Raw genomic sequence first — 19188 nt, forward strand, 5'->3', positions numbered from 1 at the left:
AACACATCATGGCGGTTACACTGACCGAGCAGGCGGCCAAGCACGTGGCCAACTACATCACCAAACGCGGCAAGGGCATCGGCCTGCGCCTGGGCGTCCGCACCAGCGGCTGCTCCGGCATGGCCTACAAGCTGGAGTTCGCTGACGAACTGGCCGAAGACGATCAGATTTTCGAGTGCCACGGCGTCAAGGTGCTGGTGGATCCGAAGAGCCTGCCCTACCTGGACGGCACCGAGCTGGACTATGCCCGTGAAGGCCTGAACGAGGGGTTCAAGTTCAACAACCCCAATGTCAAGGATCAGTGCGGCTGCGGCGAAAGCTTCAAGGTCTGAGGCGGCTTGCCTGGGCGTCATTGCCCGGGCTTGTCGTGCTGCTTGCCCTGTCCCGCAGGGATTCCCTGGGGACATCTTCTTGGGGCGCGCCTAGCCCTGGCTGCGCTTTGCCCGCGGGTGGAGCCTGATCCGCCCAAAAAACAATACAATCGGGGCCGCCATGGATTTCAACGCTGATCATTTCACCCTTTTCGGGCTGCCCCGGGTCTTCAATGTGGACCTGGGCGTGCTCGATGCCCGCTTCCGCGAGGCCCAGGCCCAGGTGCATCCGGACAAGTTCGCCGACGCTTCCGAAGCGGACCGGCGCCTGTCCATGCAATGGGCGACCCGGGTCAACGAGGCCTACCAGGCCCTGAAGAAGCCCCTGCCGCGGGCCCAGTACCTGCTGCATCTGGCGGGCCAGGACGTGGGCGCCGAAAACAACACCGCCATGCCCGTGGATTTCCTCATGGAGCAGATGGAATGGCGCGAAGCCGTGCAAGAGGCGCGGCAGGCCGGCCAGGTGGATGAACTGGAAGACCTGCATTTCCGCCTGCGGGACCAGATTGCCGAACGCTATGCGGAACTGGGCGCCCTGTTCGACCAGCAGGCCGACTACCCGGCAGCGGCCGACCTGACCCGCCGCCTGATGTTCCTGGAAAAGCTGCAACACGATATTGACGAGGCCCTGGTGGCCCTGGAAGACCAATAATGGCCCTACTGCAAATCGCCGAACCCGGCCAGTCCGAACTGCCCCACGAACACAAGCTGGCGGTGGGCATCGACCTGGGTACCACCAATTCCCTGGTCGCCACCGTGCGCAGCGGCATGGCCGTGGTCCTCAACGACGAGGACGGCCGCGCCCTGCTGCCTTCCGTGGTGCGCTACACCCCGGAAGGGGAGGTGGTGGTGGGCATCGAGGCCCAGGCCGAGCAGGCCCGGGACCCGAAGAACACCATCGTCTCCGTCAAACGTTTCATGGGCCGGGGCCTGGAAGACATCGGCCACGTGGAATCCGCCCCCTACGATTTCCAGGTGGCGCCGGGCATGGTGCGGCTGAAGACCCGGGCCGGGGTGAAGAGCCCGGTGGAGGTCTCCGCCGACATCCTCAAGGTGCTGCGCACCCGGGCCGAAGCCGCCCTGGGCGGCGAACTGGTGGGCGCCGTCATCACCGTGCCCGCCTACTTCGACGACGCCCAGCGCCAGGCCACCAAGGATGCGGCCCGCCTGGCCGGCCTCAACGTCCTGCGCCTGCTCAACGAACCCACCGCCGCCGCCATCGCCTACGGCCTGGACAACGGCTCCGAGGGCATCTACGCCGTGTACGACCTGGGGGGCGGCACCTTCGACATTTCCATCCTGCGCCTCTCCAAGGGCGTTTTCGAAGTCATGTCCACCGGCGGCGATTCCGCTCTGGGCGGCGACGATTTCGACCAGCGCATCCTCTGCTGGATCAGCGAGACCGCCAAGCTGGCGCCCCTGGCCGCCATGGACGCCCGCCTGCTGCTGACCAAGGCCCGGGAAGCCAAGGAATACCTGACCGGACACAACGAGGCTCCGATCACCGCCAAGCTCACCAGCGGCGAACTGGTGAACCTCAAGCTTTCCGCCGAAGTCTTCAACGACATCACCCAGACCCTGGTGGCCAAGACCCTGCAGCCCTGCAAGAAGGCCCTGCGGGATGCGGGCCTGCGTCCCACCGACGTCAAGGGCGTGGTCATGGTGGGCGGCGCCACCCGCATTCCCGCCATCCAGAAGGCCGTGGGCGAGTTCTTCCGCCAGGAGCCCCTGACCAACCTGGACCCGGACAAGGTGGTGGCCATCGGCGCCGCCACCCAGGCCAACCTGCTGGCCGGCAACCGCAATCCCGGCGACGACTGGCTGCTGCTGGACGTGATTCCCCTGTCCCTCGGCCTGGAGACCATGGGCGGCCTGACCGAGAAGGTCATCCCGCGCAATTCCACCATCCCCGTGGCCCGGGCCCAGGAATTCACCACCTTCAAGGACGGCCAGACCGCCATGGCCATCCACGTGGTTCAGGGCGAGCGGGAGTTGGTGTCCGACTGTCGTTCCCTGGCCCGCTTCGAACTGCGGGGCATTCCCCCCATGGTGGCCGGGGCGCCGCGCATCCGCGTCACCTTCCAGGTGGATGCGGACGGCCTGCTCTCCGTCACCGCCCGGGAACAGACCTCCGGCGTGGAGGCCTCCGTGGCCGTGAAGCCGTCCTACGGCCTCACCGACGACGAAATCACCGGCATGCTGCAATCCTCCCTGGAGCACGCTAAGGACGACGCCTTCCGCCGCGCCCTGCAGGAAGCTCGGGTCGAGGCCGACCGCCTGCTCGAAGCCACCGAAGCGGCTCTCAAGGAAGACCCCCACCTGCTGGATGCGGGCGAACGGGCCCGGGTCGATGTGGCCCTGGAAAAGCTGCGCACCGTCATTCAGGGCGAGGACCGCCATGCCATCAACCACGGCATGGACCTGCTGGCCCTGGAAACCAATGAATTTGCCGCCCGCCGCATGGACCAGAGCATCAAGCGAGCCCTGGCCGGGAAGCGGGTGGACGACGTGAAAATCGGAGAAGAAGAATGACCCAGATCATCGTCCTGCCCCATGAGGAGCTGTGCCCCGAGGGCGCCGTGATCGAGGCCGAACCGGGCACCAGCGTCTGCGATGCCCTGTTGCAGCATGATATCGAAATCGAGCATGCCTGCGAGAAGTCCTGTGCCTGCACCACCTGCCACGTGGTGATCCGGGAAGGCTTCAATTCCCTGGAACCGGCCGAGGATCTGGAAGAGGACATGCTGGACAAGGCCTGGGGCCTGGAGCCCAATTCCCGCCTGTCCTGCCAGGCCATCGTCAAGGCCACGCCCCTGGTGGTGGAAATCCCCAAGTACACCATCAACATGGCCAAGGAAGGCAAGCACTGAGGAGAGCGCCATGAAATGGACCGACATCAACGATATCGCCATCGAACTCGCCGACGCCCATCCGGACGTGGACCCCACCAAGATCAATTTCGTGGACCTGATGAACTGGGTCATGGCCCTGCCCGGATTCAACGACGATCCCAAGCACTGCGGCGAGAAAATCCTGGAAGCCATCCAGGGTGCCTGGATCGAAGAGGCCGAGTAATTCGGGTGATGCGGGTGAATTGACTCCGCCCGCAGCCGAGGTGGAACGAAGCAATCAGGACAGGGAAGGCACGACCATGGAACAGCGCTTCAGCGACCAGCAACTGGAACGGATCATCGACGAGGCAACCATCTACATGTGTGCCTGTCCGGCCCAGGTGGCGGCGGCCATCCGCGACCTGCGCGGGCTCTATCGCTACCAGCAGGACTGTCTGGAGGCGCCGAGCAGCGAGCGGCCGGTGCACCAGCTCATCGCCGCCTCCACCAACACCGCCCATGCGGAACTGGAAGAGTGCCTGGACCGGGTGCTCGACCTGGAGGGCTGGGACCGCCAGACCCTGCGCATGCCCGAAGGTCTGCGCCGCAAGCGGGAAGAATCCCTGGCCGGCTTGTAGCCCCGGGAAAGCATTTGCCGCCCAAAACAAAAGCCCCGCACTGCGGGGCTTTTGTTTTGCTGTCGGAGCCGGGGCGCTTCAGGCTTCGAACAGGTTGAGCAGGCTGTCCAGGCCGCCGTGGCTGATGGCCACCGAGGCCTTGGCCCGGGTTGCGGGCTTGGCGTGGAAGGCCACGGAAAGGCCGGCTTCGGCCATCATCAAGAGGTCGTTGGCGCCGTCGCCGACGGCGATCACCTGCTCCCGTTCCAGGCCCAGTTCGTCCCGCAGCCGGTTCAGGTGGTGGGCCTTGGCCTGGGCGTCCACGATGTCGCCCACTACCTTGCCGGTGAGCTTGCCGCCGGAGATTTCCAGTTCGTTGGAGGTGGCGAAGTCGAAGCCCAGTTCGATGCGCAGGCGTTCGGTGAAATAGGTGAAGCCGCCGGAGAGGATGGCGGTGCGCAGGCCGGCCGTCTGGGCCGCTTCCAGCAGTTCCCGGGCGCCCTCGGAGAGCAGCAGGCGTTCGCCATAGACCCGGGCCAGGACCCGGGCGTCTAGCCCCGCCAGCAGGGCCAGGCGGCGGCGCAGGCTTTCCCGGTAGTCGATTTCGCCGCGCATGGCCGATTCGGTGACGGCGGAGACTTCCGCCTTCTTGCCGGCGAAGTCGGCCAGTTCGTCGATGCACTCGATGGTGATGAGGGTCGAGTCCATGTCGAAGCAGATGAGGCCGTAGTCGGCCAGCTTGCGGTCGGCGGGGACGAAGGCCCAGTCCAGCTTTTCGGCTTCGATCAGGGGCAGCAGGGCGTCGAATTCGGTTGTGCGGCTGGCGTTGCGGAAGCACACCACCCGGGGCGGCCGGGGTTCCACGGCAGCGGCCTGGGTGGCGGCGGCAATGCGGTCGAGGAGAAAGGTCGGCAGGGCGCCGTTCTGGATGATGAGGTTCATGGTGGTAAGCGGTGATCGGGGTGGAACTCAGGTCGTCTGGGGCGACGACAGGTAATTGTTTTTCACCCGCACGTAGTGTTCGGCGGAATAGCGCAGGTAGGCGATTTCGTCAGGCGTGAGGGGCCGCACCCGGACAGCGGGGCGGCCCACGTAGAGGTAGCCGCTCTCCAGGGTCTTGCCCGGGGACACCAGGCTGCCGGCGCCGAGCATGACCCGGGGCTGGATCACCGCATCGTCCATGACCATGGAACCCATGCCGATCAGGCATTCGTCGCCGATGCGGCAGCCGTGCAGGATGGCGCCATGGCCCACGGTGACGTGGTCGCCGATCAGCAGGGGCGAGCCCTCCGGCTTGGCGGCATTCTTGTGGGAGACGTGGCCCATGGAAAAATCCTGGATGTTGCTGCAGGCGCCGATCTCGATGCGGTTCACGTCGCCCCGCAGGACGGCGTTGCACCACACCGACGAATCCCGCCCCAGCCGCACGTCGCCGATGAGCTGGGCCGAGGGGTGAAGGTAGCAGGACTCGCCGACGGACGGATAAGTGTCCAGGTAGGGACTGAGGAGCATGGGCAGGGCCGGGAAAGGCTTAACCGGCCTGCCGTTCCGGCAGCACGTCGCGCAGCAGGGTGGCGGCGTCGCGGATCATCTTTTCCGTGGTGGCCCAGTCCACGCAGCCGTCGGTGACGGAGCAGCCGTACTTGAGCTGGGACAGGTCGGCGGGGATGGACTGGTTGCCGGCCTCGATGTTGGATTCGATCATCACCCCCACCATGGATTTGTTGCCCAGACGGATCTGGTTCACCACGTCGGACATCACCAGGGGCTGCAGTTCGGGCTTCTTCAGGCTGTTGGCGTGGGAACAGTCCACCACCACATTGGGGATCAGCTTGGCCTTGACCATGGCCTGCTCGGCCACGGAGACGGAGACCGTGTCGTAGTTGGGCCGGCCGCCGCCGCCGCGCAGCACGATGTGGCCGTAGGCATTGCCGGTGGTGCGCACGATGGCCACCTGGCCCTGGTCGTTGAGACCGAGGAAGCTGTGGGGCTTGGAGGCGGAGAGAATGGCGTTGATGGCGATTTCGGTGTTGCCGTCGGTGCCGTTCTTGAAGCCCACCGGGGTGGACAGGCCGGAAGACATTTCCCGGTGGGTCTGGGATTCGGTGGTGCGGGCGCCGATGGCGGTCCAGGAAATGAGGTCGCCGTAGTACTGGGGCGAATTCGGGTCCAGGGCCTCGGTGCCGGCGGGCAGGCCGATTTCATTGACCTGCAGGAGGAACTCCCGGGCCTTGGCCATGCCCACGTCCACGCGGAAGGAGTCGTCCATGAAGGGGTCGTTGATATAGCCCTTCCAGCCCACGGTGGTGCGGGGCTTCTCGAAGTAGACGCGCATCACCAGCAGCAGGGTGTCGGAGACCTCGTCGGCCAGGGCCTTGAGGCGGCGGGCGTAGTCCAGGCCGGCGACGGGGTCGTGGATGGAGCAGGGGCCCACCACCACGAAGAGGCGGTGGTCCTTGCGGTCCAGAATGTTCTTCAGGTCCTGCCGGCCCTGGCGCACCACGGCGGCGGCCTTCTCGGAGAGGGGCTGGCTGGCCAGCATTGCCGCCGGGGTCGGCATGGGGTCGAAGGCGGCGATATTGATGTTGTCGATGTCGGGGGTGGTCATGGTCGTTATGGGCAGCACTGGTTCCGGTTGCAATCGGGAGGAGCCGGCGCCCACCGGAACGGACGCCGCCAAGCCGAGGATGGGAGTTTAACCCTTCCGCCGTCCCTTGCGCACCCTAATGCCGCGATAGCCGGCGCTTATTGCGGAGCCAGCCAGCGGCGCAGCAGGGTGACCAGTTCCTGCTCCGAGAAGGGCTTGGCGAGGAAGTCGTTCATGCCCGCCTCCCGGCACTGGGCCCGGCTCTCGTCCGGGTCGCCGGCGGTGAGGGCGATAATGGCCGTCGGCGTGCCCCGTTCCCGGGCCCGCCAGGCCCGGGTGGTGGCGCAGCCGTCGAGCCCGGGCATGCGGCAGTCCATCAGCACCAGGTCGAAGTCGGCCTCGGGGCCCAGTTGCAGGGCCTCTTCGCCGGAAGACGCGCTCTGTACCTGGCAGCCCAGGGCTTCCAGCAGGTAGGTGCTAGCCTCCCGGATTTCCGGGTTGTCGTCCACCAGCAGGATGCGGCCGCTGAAGCGGGGCGTCCGGGCCGGATTGGTCTCGCGGCCTTCCAGCCATTTGCCGATGGTGGCGATCAGGGTCTGGGCGTCCACCGGCTTGGGCAGGTAGTCGTCCATGCCGGCGGCCAGGCATTTTTCCCGGTCGCCGCGCATGACGAAGGCGGTCAGGGCGATGATCGGCGTGCGCCGCCGCTGGCCTTCCTGGATGCGGATCTGGCGGGTGGCCTCGTAGCCGTCCATGCCGGCCATCTGGCAGTCCATGAGGATGGCGTCCGGCTGCCAGCTTTCCGCCAGGGTCACCGCCTCCAGGCCGTTGGCCGCCTGGCGCACCTGGCAGTGGGCCTGGGCCAGGTATTCGGCCAACACTTCCCGGTTGGCCTCGGTGTCGTCCACCAGCAGGATGCGGGTGTCCCGGGGCAGGGCGGTGATGGGGCTGCCCGCCGGCAGCACGGGTACCGGGCTCACCGTGGGGTCGCTCTCCGGTAGTTCGATGTCGAACCAGAAGCAGCTGCCTTCGCCGCTGTTGCTGCTGACGCCGATGCTGCCGTGCATCAGTTCCACCAGCTGCTTGCAGATGGTCAGGCCCAGGCCGGTGCCGCCGAAGAGGCGGGTGGTGGATGAATCGGCCTGGGTGAATTTGTCGAAGATGGTTTCCTGCAGTTCCGGCGGCACGCCGATGCCCGAGTCCCGCACCTCGACCCGCAGGTGCTGGCGGCCGGGGGCGATGCGGGTGCATTCAATGTCCAGCTCGACCCAGCCGCTGTTGGTGAACTTGATGGCGTTGTTGAGCAGGTTGGCCATGATCTGGCGCAGGCGTACCGGATCGCCATGGATCTTGGGCGGGATGATGCCCTTGATGTGGTAGCGGAACTCCAGCCCCTTCTGGGCCGCGGCGGCGGCTTGGACCTCGGTCAGTTCGCCCAGCAGCAGCACCAGGTCCACCTCCTCCGGGTGGATCACCAGCTTGCCGGCCTCGATCTTGGAAATATCCAGGATGTCGTTGAGGATGGCCAGCAGCTGCTTGGTGCTGCCGTAGGCCAGGCGGATGTAGCGCTCCTGCTTTTCGTTGAGGGGCGTGTGCAGGAGCAGGTCCAGCACCCCCAGGATGCCGGTGAAGGGGGTGCGGATTTCGTGGCTCATGTTGGCCAGGAATTCGCTCTTGGCCCGGTTTGCCGCCTCCGCCTTTTCCCGGGCGTGGCGCAGTTCGCTTTCCGCCGCCTTGCGTTCGGTGACGTCCTCGAAGGTCCACACCACGCCGCGGCTGAGGTCGTCCGGATTGATGGCCTTGCCCGACACGGCGCACCAGAAGCACTCGCCGTTGCGCCGCCGCATGATCAGTTCCTGGCGCATCACCTGGCCCTGTTCCAGTATGGGCATGATGTCCTGGGTGGCGCTGACGAAGCTTTCCCGGCTCGGGTACAGCTCCTCGGCCCGCAGGCCGATCACCTCCTGGGAGCCGTAGCCGAACATGGCGGCCATCTGCCGGTTGGCCAGGACCACGTGCCGGTCTTCGTGGTTGCTGGTGTCCAGGTAGGCGATGCCGATGGCCGAGGCGTCCAGGGTGGTCTGCTGGATCGCCTCCACTTCCTCCTTGGCCCGCAACAGGGCGCTCTCGGCCCGGCTGGCCCGGGTCAGGGCCCAGCCCAGCATGGACATGAGGGCGATGAAGCCGACCACGATGGCGGCGATGAACAGGCGCATCTGCTCCATGCGCTCGGCCAGGGCCGCGTTCATGGAGGAGAGCATGCCCCAGCGGTCCAGTTCCGCCGCTTCCAGGTCGTCGGCCAGGAGGCGGGACTCCTGCACCAGATGGGGCAGGTCGGCGGCGGGCGTACCGCTGCCTTCCAGGTACTGGTTGGTCTTCAGCTTCAGGTTGCGGATGCGCTCGGAGAGCCGGGCGCGCATTTCCGGATTGCTGTCCCGGCCTTCGGCGCTGTAGTTCTCGGCCAGGGCCAGGGCTTCCCAGGCGGCAGCCACGTGCTTGCGCCGCGCATCGGGGGAATCGGCGGCCCGCTCCAGCAGCTCCTGGCTCTGGCCGATGAAGTAGCGCGCCTTGAGCAGGGTGCGGGCGCCGTGGACGCTGTCGAAATTGGCGTCGAGGAAGACTTCGTGCAGGGTGTTGAAACGGGCGAAGCCGAGCACCAGGATGAGTCCCGCCAGGATGGCAAAGCCGTAGATGACGAAGGGGAGTCGCTGGGAGGCTCTGGGTCGTGGCGGCACGGATTGGGTCCCCGAATGGAAATCAGCGGTTGTGACCGCCGCTTGTCGCTTTTATGATGTTTGGCATTTTCCACTGAGAAGCCGCCAATGGACAAGCTGTTCCCCGCTCCCCGGTCTTTGCAGATTGCCGCCGGCCGCCCCGCCGTTCCCCGGCCGTGGGCCGGAAAGGCAATGCTGGCCTTGTCTCTGGCAATTTTCAGCCTGGCCGCCCGGGCCGATTTTTCCGACGGGGAAATTCGCGTCGGCCTGCTTGTGGATATGCAATCGACCTATGCCCACATCACCGGCAGCGGTTCCGTGGCGGCGGCGCGTATGGCCATCGAGGACGTGGGCGGCAAGATCAACGGCAAGCCCATCCGCCTCTTTTTCGCCGACCACGGCAACAGCGTGGCCCAGGGCTCGGCGGTGGCCAAGCGCTGGCTGTTCGAGGAGGGGGTAGATGTCATTGCCGACGTGGCCAGTTCCCCCATCGCCCTGGCGGTGCAGGAAATCAACCGGCCCAAGGGGGCGGTGGTCTTCTACAACGGCGTCATGAGTACGGAAATCACCGGCAGCCGCTGCGCCGCCACCGGGGTGCACTGGATGTACGACAGCCAGGCCTACACCACCGCCCTGGGCCGGGAACTGACCCGGGGCGGCGCCAGGACCTGGTATTTCATCACCCTGGACAATGCCTTCGGCCGCAATACGGAAAAGGAGCTGGCGGCGGTGATCGAGGCCAACGGCGGCCAGGTGCTGGGGCGTACCTATCACGGCCTGGGAGAGGGGCAGCTGTTCGTCAAGCTGCGCCAGGCGGCGGAGTCCGGGGCCCAGGTGATCGCCCTGGTGGATGCGGGCCAGGACATGATCCGGGCGGTGCGGCAGAGCTTCGACCTGCTGCGGGTGAGCAAGGGCAAGACGGTGCTGGCGGCGGTGGCCACCGCCCTTAACGATGTCCATGTGATGAAGCCCCAGCTGGCCCAGGGCCTCAAGCTTTCCCATTCCTTCTACTGGAATCAGGACCCGGAGGCCCGGGCCTGGTCCCTGCGTTTCTTCGAGCGCACCGGCGCCATGCCCAGCGACCTGCAGGCCGGCGTCTATTCCTCCCTCATCCACTACTTCAAGGCCGCGGCCGCCAGCGACAGCGACAAGGGCACTACCGTGGTGGCCAGGATGCGGGAAATCCCCATCCGCGACCCCATCGTGCGCAACGCCCGCCTGCGGGAAGACGGGCGCATGGTGCACGACATCTACCTGCTGGAAGTGAAGAAGCCCGGGGACATCCGGGAACCCTGGGACTACCTGCGGGTGTTGCGCACCATCCCCGGGGAGCAGGCCTTCAGCCCCCTTTCGGCGAGCGCTTGCCCTTTGCTGGCGCGCTAGGCTTGGCGGCCTGGCCGCGGCGGGGCAGGTGGCTGCCGGCCCCGGCGAGGAACTGGCGGCCGGAGTCGTAGCCCACCTGGAACAGGGTCTCCAGGTTGGAACGGGACCAGTCGAGGGAGGTTTCCCATTTGTCCGCCGGGATGTCGAAGGGCACCTTGAGCAGGTTCCACTTGCCGTCCCGGTTGTACTTGGCTTCGAAGATCTTGGTGTCGTCCCGGGCGATTTCCACCAGGGGCACGATGATGGAGAGCAGCCAGGCGTCGTAGAGGTCCCGCGGCGTGCGCATCAGCTTCTCGGCACCCAGCACGTCGAAGACCACAATGTCCTTCACCTCCGGTTCGTGGCTGACCAGGGCTTCGTAGTTGAGGCAGTCGTGGGCGGCGCCTTCGTAGTAGTACTTGGGCTGGCCGTCCTCCGGGTCCACCATCTGGTGCGGCGGGTAGAGGAAGGGGAAGGCCAGGGCGGCGCGCAGGGCGTCGCCGCTGATCTGGCCCTTGGCGCTGCTGAAATTCTGCATGCGCCGGTCGTTGATGTTGTAGGCGTTCACGTAGAAACGCTCGTGGCGCTGCTGCAGGGCGGAAAAATCCACCACCTGCTCGAGGAAGGGCACCGGCGCGCAGAGACCCAGGCTGTCGGCATTGAGGTCGGTGGGGCAGGCCACGGCGAACATCAGCTTGATCAGGTCGGCCTGCAGCCGCGTCGCCTCGTGGCCGCCCAGCTGCTGCTCCATGGCCTGGACCAGGGGATTGGCCTGCAGCAGGGCCCGGTAGGCCTCGGCGATGGAGCCGGATTTCTGGAATACCTTGAAATTGACCGGATAGCGCTGGTAGAGGGCATCGGCGATGCCCATGTCCACGGTGCTGCGCAGGGCCTTCAGGGAATCGCCGCCCTGGGGCGCCAGGTAGAGCAGGCCGATGAGGGCGCCGGCCCCGGCGGTGGAAACTACGTCGAATTCGACGCCGGCCTCCTCGAAGGCCACCAGGGCGCCGGCCATGAGGGTGGCGTTGGGGGCGCCGCCCCCGATGATCAGTGCAGTCTTTGCCATTGCGTTGTCCTCCGGAATTGGGTTTTCCGGCAACGCAGGCCCGGGGTGGTCAGGCGCCCAGTTGCCGGAACAGATCCTTCACTGCATCGACCCGTTCCTTGAGGGTCGGCATATGACGAACGACTGCCAGTTTATCCTGCCCGGCCAGCTTGAAGTGACGGTTTTTCTGAATCAGTTCGATGATGCGGATGGGCTCGATGGGCGGATTGGGGCAGAACTGCACGGTCAGCTGGCTGGCAGTGGCGTCCAGCTTGACGATGCCCAGGGGCCTGGCCAGCAGGCGCAGGCGGTGGGTGGCCAGCAGGCACTGGCCCTGGGGCGGCAGTTCGCCGAAGCGGTCGATCAGCTCTTCCTGCAGGGCGTTGATGTCCTCCTCCGTTTCGCAGTTGGAGAGGCGCTTGTAGAGAGTCAGGCGCTCGTGCACGTCGGGGGCGTAGGCGTCGGGCAGCAGGGCCGGGGCGTGCAGATTGATTTCCGTGGTGACGCCCAGGGGCTGGGTCAGGTCCGGCTCCCGGCCCTGCTTGAGGGCGGCCACCGCCCGGTTGAGCATCTCGGTGTACAGATTGAAGCCCACCTCCTGCATTTCGCCGGACTGGTTTTCCCCCAGTACCTCGCCGGCGCCGCGGATTTCCAGGTCGTGCATGGCCAGGTAGAAGCCGGCCCCCAGCTCTTCCATGTGCTGGATGGCCTCCAGGCGCTGCTTGGCCTGCTTGGTCAGGGCCTTTTCATCCTGCACCAGGAGGTAGGAGTAGGCCTGGTGGTGGGAGCGGCCGACCCGTCCCCGCAGTTGGTGCAGTTGGGCCAGGCCGAATTTTTCGGCCCGGTTGATGAGGATGGTGTTGGCGTGGGGATTGTCGATGCCGGTCTCGATGATGGTGGTGCATAGCAGCAGGTTGGCCCGCTGCTGGGTGAAGTCCCGCATCACCCGTTCCAGCTCCCGTTCGTTCATCTGGCCGTGGCCCACCACGATGCGGGCCTCGGGCACCAGGGACTGGAGCTTCTCCCGCATGTTGTCGATGGTGTCCACCTCGTTGTGCAGGAAGTACACCTGGCCGCCCCGCTTCAGTTCCCGCAGTACCGCCTCGCGGATGATGCCGTCGGAGAACTTGGCGACGAAGGTCTTGATGGCCAGCCGCTTCTGGGGCGCCGTGGCGATCACCGAGAAGTCCCGCAGGCCTTCCAGACTCATGGCCAGGGTGCGGGGGATGGGGGTGGCGGTCAGGGTCAGCACGTCCACCTCGGCCCGCAGGGCCTTCAGGGCTTCCTTCTGGCGCACGCCGAAGCGGTGTTCCTCGTCGATCATGACCAGGCCCAGGCGGTCGAACTTCATCTCCTTGGAGAGCAGTTTGTGGGTGCCGATGACGATGTCGATCTTGCCCGCCTCCAGGTCCTTCATGGCCTGGGCGGTTTCCTTGGCGGTCTTGAAGCGGGACAGTTCGGCGATCTGCACCGGCCAGTCGGCGAAGCGGTCCTTGAAAGTCTGGTAGTGCTGTTCGCAGAGCAGGGTGGTGGGGCACAGCACCGCCACCTGCTTGCCGCCGGCGACGGCGACGAAGGCGGCGCGCAGGGCCACCTCGGTCTTGCCGAAGCCCACGTCGCCGCACACCAGGCGGTCCATGGGCTTGCCCGACTTCATGTCCTCGATCACCGCGGCGATGGCGGTGGCCTGGTCTTCCGTCTCCTCGAAGCCGAAGCCGTCGGCGAAGGCCTCGTAGTCGTTTTCGGTGAAGGCGAAGGCATGGCCCTGGCGCGCCGCCCGGGCGGCGTAGAGGGCCAGCAGTTCGGCGGCGGTGTCCCGGGCCTGTTCGGCGGCCTTCTTCTTGGCCTTTTCCCACTGGCCCGAGCCCAGGCTGTGCAGGGGCGCCGCATCGGGCTCGTTGCCGGAGTAGCGGGAGATGACGTGGAGCTGGGAGACGGGCACGTACAGCTTGGCCTCGTTGGCGTAGTGCAGCTCCAGGAATTCGGTGTCGCCTTCGCCCAGGTCCAGGTGCAGCAGGCCCATGTAGCGACCGATGCCGTGGGATTCGTGCACCACCGGGTCGCCCACCTTGAGCTCGGTCAGGTCCCGCAGCCAGTTGTCCATGGAGGCCCGGCGCTGGGCGTTCTGGCGGCTGCGGCGGTTGGGGCTGCCGGCGTACAGCTCGGTCTCGGTGATGATGGCCAGGCCGTCGAGGCAGAAGCCGCTTTGCAGGGGGGCCACGCCCAGGGCCAGGGGCGCGTCGCCGCCGAGGAAGGCGGCAAAGTCGGCGCTGGCGGCGGGCTTGAGGCCGTGTTCAAGCAGCAGTTGCTGCAGGGTTTCGCGGCGGCCGGCGGATTCGGCCAGGAGCAGGGTGCGGCGGCCCTGGCGGCCGGCGATGAACTGCTTGAGGGCGGTCAGCGGGTCCTCGGCCCGCCGTTCCACCGCCACGGCGGGAACGGCGGTGGCCAGGGGCGGCGTGCCTTCCGCCGGGGTGCCCAGGATCAGCTTGGCGTAATCCTTGGCGGCGACGAAGAACTGCTCCTCGGAGAGGAACAGCTCGGCCGGGGGCAGCAGGGGTCGGGCCTTGTCGCCGGCCAGCATGTTGTAGCGGGACTGGGTGTCGCGCCAGAAGTCCTGCAGGGCAAGCGCCACGTCCCGGTGCTGGCAGAGCACGGCGTCCTTGGGCAGGTAGTCGAAGAAGGTGGCGGTTTCCTCGAAGAAGAGGGGCAGCCAGTATTCGATGCCGGCGGAAGGAACGCCGTTGGAGACATCCTTGTAGATGCCGGACTTGGCCGGATCGCCTTCGAAGACTTCGCGGAAGCGCTGGCGGAAGCGGGTGCGGCCGCCGTCGTCCAGGGGGAATTCCCGGGCCGGCAGCAGGCGGATTTCCGGCACCGGGTAGAGGCTGCGCTGGGTGTCGGCGTCGAAGGTGCGCAGGGTCTCGATCTCGTCGTCGAAGAGGTCGATGCGGTAGGGCAGGGCCGAGCCCATGGGGAACAGGTCCACCAGGCCGCCGCGGATGGAGTATTCCCCCGGCGACACCACCTGGGTGACGTGGGTGTAGCCGGCCAGGGTGAGCTGGCTGCGGAACTGCTCGGCGTCCAGCTTCTCGCCCTTTTTCAGGAAGAAGGTGTAGGCCGCCAGGTAGCTGGGCGGGGTCAGGCGGTAGACGGCGGTGGTGGCCGGCACCAGCAGCACTTCGCACTCGCCCCGGCTGACGGCGTAGAGGGTGGCCAGGCGTTCGGAGACCAGGTCGTGGTGGGGCGAGAAATTGTCGTAGGGCAGGGTTTCCCAGTCCGGCAGCAGGCGCACCTTCAGGTCCGGCGCGAACCAGGGAATTTCCTCCAGCAGGCGCTGGGCGTCCGCAGGGCTGGCGGTGAGCACGGCCAGCAGGCGCTTCTGGCTGCGGGCCTGGCTGCCCAGCCGGGCCAGGGCCAGGGCGTCGGCGGAACCGGCCAGGGGCGGCAGGTGCAGGCGTTCGCCGCTGCGCGGCAGCTGGGCCAGGGCGCGGGAAATTTCGGGAGGCAGTTCGGGCAGGGCGGGCGAGGTGGAGGCGGACACGAGGAGGTAAATCAGGCAGGCGGGGGAGGCAGGATTATAGCCCAGGGGCGATGGCCCGGCCGGGGCGCTGCCGTTTGCCGACGCCGGGGCCGGGCTGGCGCAGCAGTGCCGCCGGGGAGGATTGCCTCAGGTGCATGGCCGCAGCGCCTTGCGGGGTGCGGCTTGCGGCCGGGCCATGCCGAAGATGCCCGTCCCTCCTGGCCTGCAGGCCATGCCGCTTTTCGATGTTCCCGCTCGTCAGGTGCCGAGCCGCACCGGCTGGCGGCGGGCGCCGAAGTCGCCGGGCCCCGGGCCGAAGCGGCCGGCCAGCTGGTGGCCGCAGTCGGGGCAGGCGCCGCTGGCGGTGAGACGGTACTGCCTGAGGGTGTACCAGTCGCGCACGATCAGGGGTGCGTGGCAGCGGGGGCAGTCGGTGGTGCCGCCCGCGGTGTCGTGCACGTTGCCGGTGTAGACGAAGTGCAGGCCGGCATCCCGGGCGATGCGGCGGGCCCGGCTGAGGGTGGCCGGCGGCGTCTCCGGCGCCTCGAGGAATTTCCAGTCCGGATGGTAGGCGCTGAAGTGCAGGGGCACTTCGGGCCCCAGTTCCCGTTCGATCCAGCCGGCCAGCTGGGCGATTTCCCGGTCGCTGTCGTTGTGGCCGGGAATGAGCAGGGTGGTGATTTCCAGCCAGCAGTCGGTGAGGTGGTGGATGTGGGCCAGGGTGTCGAGCACCGGCTGCAGGTGGCCGCCGCACAGCTTGACGTAGAAGTCCTCGGTGAAGGCCTTGAGGTCCACGTTGGCGGCGTCCATCAGGGCGAAGAACTCCTTCCGCGGTTCGGCGTGGATGTAGCCGGCGGTGACGGCGACGCTGCGGATGCCGGCCTCGCGGCAGGCCAGGGCCGTGTCCATGGCGTACTCGGCGAAGATCACCGGGTCGTTGTAGGTGAAGGCCACGGCCGGGGCCTCCAGGCGGCGGGCAGCGGCGGCGATGGCGGCCGGGCTGGCGGCGTCCATCAGCCGGTCCATGTCCCGGGACTTGGAGATGTCCCAGTTCTGGCAGAACTTGCAGGCCAGGTTGCAGCCGGCGGTGCCGAAGGAAAGGATGGGGGTGCCCGGGTGGAAGTGGTTGAGGGGCTTCTTTTCCACCGGGTCCAGGCAGAAGCCGGAGGAGCGGCCGTAGGTGGTGAGGATCATGGCCCCGTCCCGGGCCTGGCGCACGAAGCAGGCGCCGCGCTGGCCTTCGTGCAGGCGACAGTCCCGGGGACAGAGGTCGCACTGCAGGCGGCCGTCTTCCAGGGCATGCCACCAGCGGCCCGGGTGGGCGCTCTCGGCCACGGCGGGGGTGTGGTCGGGATTCATGGCCGTTCTCCTCTGTTCTGGTGCCACTTGTGCACCCGGTAGGTGGCCAGTTCCACCTGGGGCGACCAGAAATCCCGGGGCAGGCCGGCCTTGGCCTTGAGCTCGGCGAGAAAGCGTGACGGCTCGGGCAGGGCTTCCCAGACCTGGGGCAGGAAGGTGGCGCAGTGGGCGCCGTGGCGTAGGATCAGGCCGTCCTTGCCGGGCACCAGGGCCGCCAGGGCGTCCGCCTCGCTGGCGGCGGCCAGGGGTCGGGGCGTCTGCAGCAGGGACACTTCCAGGTCCAGCAGGGGCCATTCCTCGACGCTCACCGGGGCGAAGCGGGGATCGCGGAAGGCGGCGGCCCGGGCATTGGCGGCCACGTCATCGCCCAGGGGGCGGCGGGCTTCCAGGGTGCCGATGCAGCCCCGCAGGCGGCCGTCCCGGGTCAGGGTGACGAAGGTGGCGGCGGGCTTTTCCAGGGCCCGGGGCGGCGGCGTCCCCAGATTGGGCGGCGGGTCGGCCAGGCCCAGCTCCCGGGCGATGGCGTGGCGGGCCAGGGCCAGCAGCAGGCGGCCCAGGGCGGCGTCGGGCGGCCCGTTGGCGAGGGGCTCAGTGGGGACCATGATCCGGCTCCAGGGCGAAGGCGGCGTAGCCCACCACCCGTTCCCGGTCGCCGGCGGTATCGCCGGAATTGCGCCGGTCCAGGAGGCGGGGCCGCAGGCCGTGGCGGGCTGCCGCCAGCAGCAGGCCGTTGATGGGAATGGCGCCGCAGGCCTCCCGGGGCGCCAGGTCGGCCCGGGCGGCGGCGATGCGGGCGCAGGTGGCCTGGTCCAGGCGTTCGGCCTCGGCGTAGGGCTGGTAGTGGGAAAGGTCGGAACTGACCAGGATCAGGGTTTCCTCGCCGCCCCACAGGCGCTCCAGCACCTGGGCCACGGTCTCGCCGGAGGCGGCGCCCACTGCCAGGGGCAGCAGGGTGAAGGGCCCCAGCAGGCGTTGCAGGAAAGGCAGTTGCACTTCCAGGGAATGCTCCAGGGCGTGGGCGCCGTCGTCGGCCACCACCTGGGGCAGGTCGGCGATGCGCTGCCGGGCCTCGGCGTCGATGGGCAGCGGGCCCAGGGGCGTGGTGAAACTGTCCACGGTGGGCACGGCCAGGCCCCGCACCGCCACCCGGTGGGTGGGGCCGAGCAGGATGACGCGGCGGATGCGCCCGGCCTGGGGCGCCAGGGCGGCATAGGCGGTCGCCGCGATGGGGGCGGAATAGATGTAGCCGGCGTGGGGCACGATGAGAGCCTTGATCGGTCCTGCGGCGCCTGGCGGCCGGGCCTGGGCCAGGTAGGCGTCGATGTCGGCGCCCAACTGGGCGGGATCTGCCGGGTAGAAGAGGCCGGCGACGGCGGCGGGACGAAGGCTGGGCATGGCTCGCTCCCCGGAAGGTGACGCTACAGGTGCATGAATATCCAGCCGCCGATGGTGCCCGCGGCCAGGGCCAGGAAGCCCAGGCCGATGCGGCGTCCCAGGCTGGGGCCGGCGACGGAGAAGACGATGCCCAGCTTGAACACCAGGTTGGCGAGGAAGGCGATGACGATGGAGTTCACCGCCTCATGCATGGGCAGCTTGCCCATGCCGAACAGGCGCAGGGAGGACAGGGCGATGGCATCCACGTCGGTGAAGCCGGAAATCAGGGAAATGGCGTAAAGGCCCTCGGAACCAGCCACATCGGAGAGCCAGGCGGCCAGCAGCAGCACCACGGCGTAGATGCAGCCGAAGGTGAGGGCGGTGCGGATTTCCGCCGGGTTGTGCAGGTTGAGGGGCGTTTCCGGCTGGCCGCTCTGGTCGCCGAGGATGCGCCACAGCCAGCCGATCACCACCAGGCCCAGCAGCAGGCCGCCGCCCAGGGCCGGCAGCAGTTGCGGCAGCAGCTCGGGCTGCAGCATGGCGGCCAGGAGGGAGAGACGCACCAGCACCACCACGTTGGCGGTGAGGATCACCACCATGGACAGGCGCAGCAGGTTGGGCGTGGCCTTGACGTGGCGGGAATACACCAGGGTGATGGCGGTGGAGGAGGCGAGGCCGCCCATGAGGCCGATCAGGGGGGCGCCGTGCTGCTGGCCGAAGAGGCGCAGGGCGGCATAGCCGGCCAGGCTCATGCCGGAGATGAGCACCACCATCCACCACACCTGGTAGGGGTTGAGGGCCAGGTAGGGGCCGAAGCCCTGGTCCGGCAGGATGGGCAGGATGACCAGGGAGAGGACGCCGAACTGCAGCATGGAGATGAGGTCCTTGCGCGTCAGCTTCTCGCTCAGCAGGTGCAGCTCGGTCTTGAAGTAGAGCAGCACGGTGGTGAGGATGGCCAGCATCACCGCCAGGGTCTGCTCCTGGTACCAGATCATGGCGCCGAAGGTGTAGGCCAGGAGCAGGGCCACCACCGAGGTGGTGCCCGGGTCCTGGGCGTCGGGGCGGGAATGGTAGGCGGCCACCATCATCAGGCCCACCATCAGGAGGCCGGCGGCCAGCACCCACTCGGAACCGCTCTTTTCCCCCAGCAGGCCGGCGATGGTGCCGAGCAGGGCGGTCAGGGCGAAGGTGCGCAGGCCGGCCCGGGAGGAAGAGTGCCGTTCCCGCTCCAGGCCCATGAGCAGGCCCACCCCCAGACTGAGGAGAAAGGCTTGGGCGAATTCCAGCCCGGTTTCGGTGAGGAAGTTGTTTTCCATGGTTTTTCTTATTTCGCCTGGTTTTTGATGGGGGGCAAAAATGGCGGAAAAGTCCCCCGGCCGGCCGGTTATGACGAGGCCCCTCCTGTTAA

The 19188-nt window shown here is 67.5% G+C and carries 17 protein-coding genes; 7 read left to right on the forward strand and 10 right to left on the reverse strand.

Translation table 11 applies throughout. The features are described 5' to 3' along the window. Nucleotides 1-8: 8 nt before the first annotated feature. From iscA to AC1RTA_RS00450, 6 genes are all read left to right on the forward strand, one after another. Nucleotides 9-332, forward strand: coding sequence for an iron-sulfur cluster assembly protein IscA (iscA, locus tag AC1RTA_RS00425; RefSeq protein ID WP_014237427.1), 324 nt, complete (start codon nt 9-11; stop codon nt 330-332). Between the two features lie 160 nt (nt 333-492). Then, a complete protein-coding gene (gene hscB / locus AC1RTA_RS00430; RefSeq protein ID WP_014237428.1) occupies nt 493-1023 on the forward strand; it encodes a Fe-S protein assembly co-chaperone HscB in 531 nt (176 codons plus the stop codon). After that, nucleotides 1023-2903: a Fe-S protein assembly chaperone HscA gene (gene hscA / locus AC1RTA_RS00435; protein ID WP_014237429.1), complete on the forward strand. Its 1881-nt coding sequence runs from the start codon at nt 1023-1025 to the stop codon at nt 2901-2903. The genes hscB and hscA overlap by 1 nt, the downstream gene beginning before the upstream one ends. Then, on the forward strand, nt 2900-3241 hold the full coding sequence (gene fdx / locus AC1RTA_RS00440; protein WP_014237430.1) for an ISC system 2Fe-2S type ferredoxin: 342 nt from the start codon (nt 2900-2902) through the stop codon (nt 3239-3241). The genes hscA and fdx overlap by 4 nt, the downstream gene beginning before the upstream one ends. A 10-nt stretch (nt 3242-3251) precedes the next feature. Then, nucleotides 3252-3446, forward strand: a complete 195-nt coding sequence (gene iscX, locus AC1RTA_RS00445) for a Fe-S cluster assembly protein IscX (protein WP_014237431.1) — start codon at nt 3252-3254, stop codon at nt 3444-3446. A gap of 40 nt (nt 3447-3486) precedes the next feature. Further along, nucleotides 3487-3840 (forward strand): hypothetical protein, encoded by a 354-nt coding sequence (locus tag AC1RTA_RS00450; protein ID WP_235832395.1) that lies wholly within the window; start codon nt 3487-3489, stop codon nt 3838-3840. 78 nt (nt 3841-3918) lie between these two features. Here AC1RTA_RS00450 and serB read toward each other — a convergent pair whose 3' ends face one another. The 4 genes from serB to AC1RTA_RS00470 all read right to left on the reverse strand — a co-directional run bounded on the left by serB (nt 3919) and on the right by AC1RTA_RS00470 (nt 9141). Then, on the reverse strand, nt 3919-4761 hold the full coding sequence (gene serB, locus AC1RTA_RS00455) for a phosphoserine phosphatase SerB (RefSeq protein ID WP_014237433.1): 843 nt from the start codon (nt 4759-4761) through the stop codon (nt 3919-3921). 27 nt (nt 4762-4788) lie between these two features. Then, nucleotides 4789-5331, reverse strand: coding sequence for a gamma carbonic anhydrase family protein (locus tag AC1RTA_RS00460; RefSeq protein WP_492783687.1), 543 nt, complete (start codon nt 5329-5331; stop codon nt 4789-4791). Between the two features lie 19 nt (nt 5332-5350). Continuing rightward, nucleotides 5351-6427, reverse strand: a complete 1077-nt coding sequence (locus AC1RTA_RS00465) for a 3-deoxy-7-phosphoheptulonate synthase (protein ID WP_130458438.1) — start codon at nt 6425-6427, stop codon at nt 5351-5353. 137 nt (nt 6428-6564) lie between these two features. Next, nucleotides 6565-9141: a PAS domain-containing hybrid sensor histidine kinase/response regulator gene (locus tag AC1RTA_RS00470; RefSeq protein WP_492783688.1), complete on the reverse strand. Its 2577-nt coding sequence runs from the start codon at nt 9139-9141 to the stop codon at nt 6565-6567. Nucleotides 9142-9312: 171 nt separating this feature from the next. Between AC1RTA_RS00470 and AC1RTA_RS00475 the strand changes: the two genes are divergently transcribed. Further along, complete coding sequence (locus AC1RTA_RS00475; protein WP_492783689.1) at nt 9313-10503, forward strand: ABC transporter substrate-binding protein; 1191 nt, start codon at nt 9313-9315, stop codon at nt 10501-10503. Here AC1RTA_RS00475 and AC1RTA_RS00480 read toward each other — a convergent pair. The 6 genes from AC1RTA_RS00480 to AC1RTA_RS00505 form a co-directional block, all read right to left on the reverse strand. Then, complete coding sequence (locus tag AC1RTA_RS00480; RefSeq protein WP_014237438.1) at nt 10460-11548, reverse strand: patatin-like phospholipase family protein; 1089 nt, start codon at nt 11546-11548, stop codon at nt 10460-10462. The two genes, AC1RTA_RS00475 and AC1RTA_RS00480, sit on opposite strands and share 44 nt — an antisense overlap. Nucleotides 11549-11597: 49 nt before the next feature. Then, nucleotides 11598-15068, reverse strand: coding sequence for a transcription-repair coupling factor (gene mfd, locus AC1RTA_RS00485; RefSeq protein ID WP_492783690.1), 3471 nt, complete (start codon nt 15066-15068; stop codon nt 11598-11600). Nucleotides 15069-15305: 237 nt separating this feature from the next. Beyond that, nucleotides 15306-16406, reverse strand: coding sequence for an AmmeMemoRadiSam system radical SAM enzyme (amrS, locus tag AC1RTA_RS00490; protein WP_492783691.1), 1101 nt, complete (start codon nt 16404-16406; stop codon nt 15306-15308). After that, entirely contained in the window at nt 16403-17008 is a 606-nt protein-coding gene (gene amrA, locus AC1RTA_RS00495; protein WP_492783692.1) for an AmmeMemoRadiSam system protein A, read from the reverse strand. The genes amrS and amrA overlap by 4 nt, the downstream gene beginning before the upstream one ends. Next, nucleotides 16995-17801: an AmmeMemoRadiSam system protein B gene (amrB, locus tag AC1RTA_RS00500; protein WP_492783693.1), complete on the reverse strand. Its 807-nt coding sequence runs from the start codon at nt 17799-17801 to the stop codon at nt 16995-16997. Before amrB ends, amrA begins: the two co-directional genes overlap by 14 nt. A gap of 23 nt (nt 17802-17824) precedes the next feature. Beyond that, nucleotides 17825-19096 (reverse strand): MgtC/SapB family protein, encoded by a 1272-nt coding sequence (locus AC1RTA_RS00505; protein ID WP_014237443.1) that lies wholly within the window; start codon nt 19094-19096, stop codon nt 17825-17827. Between the last annotated feature and the right edge of the window lie 92 nt (nt 19097-19188).

The sequence above is a fragment of the Azospira sp. MPR-E4 genome, from assembly GCF_058809645.1.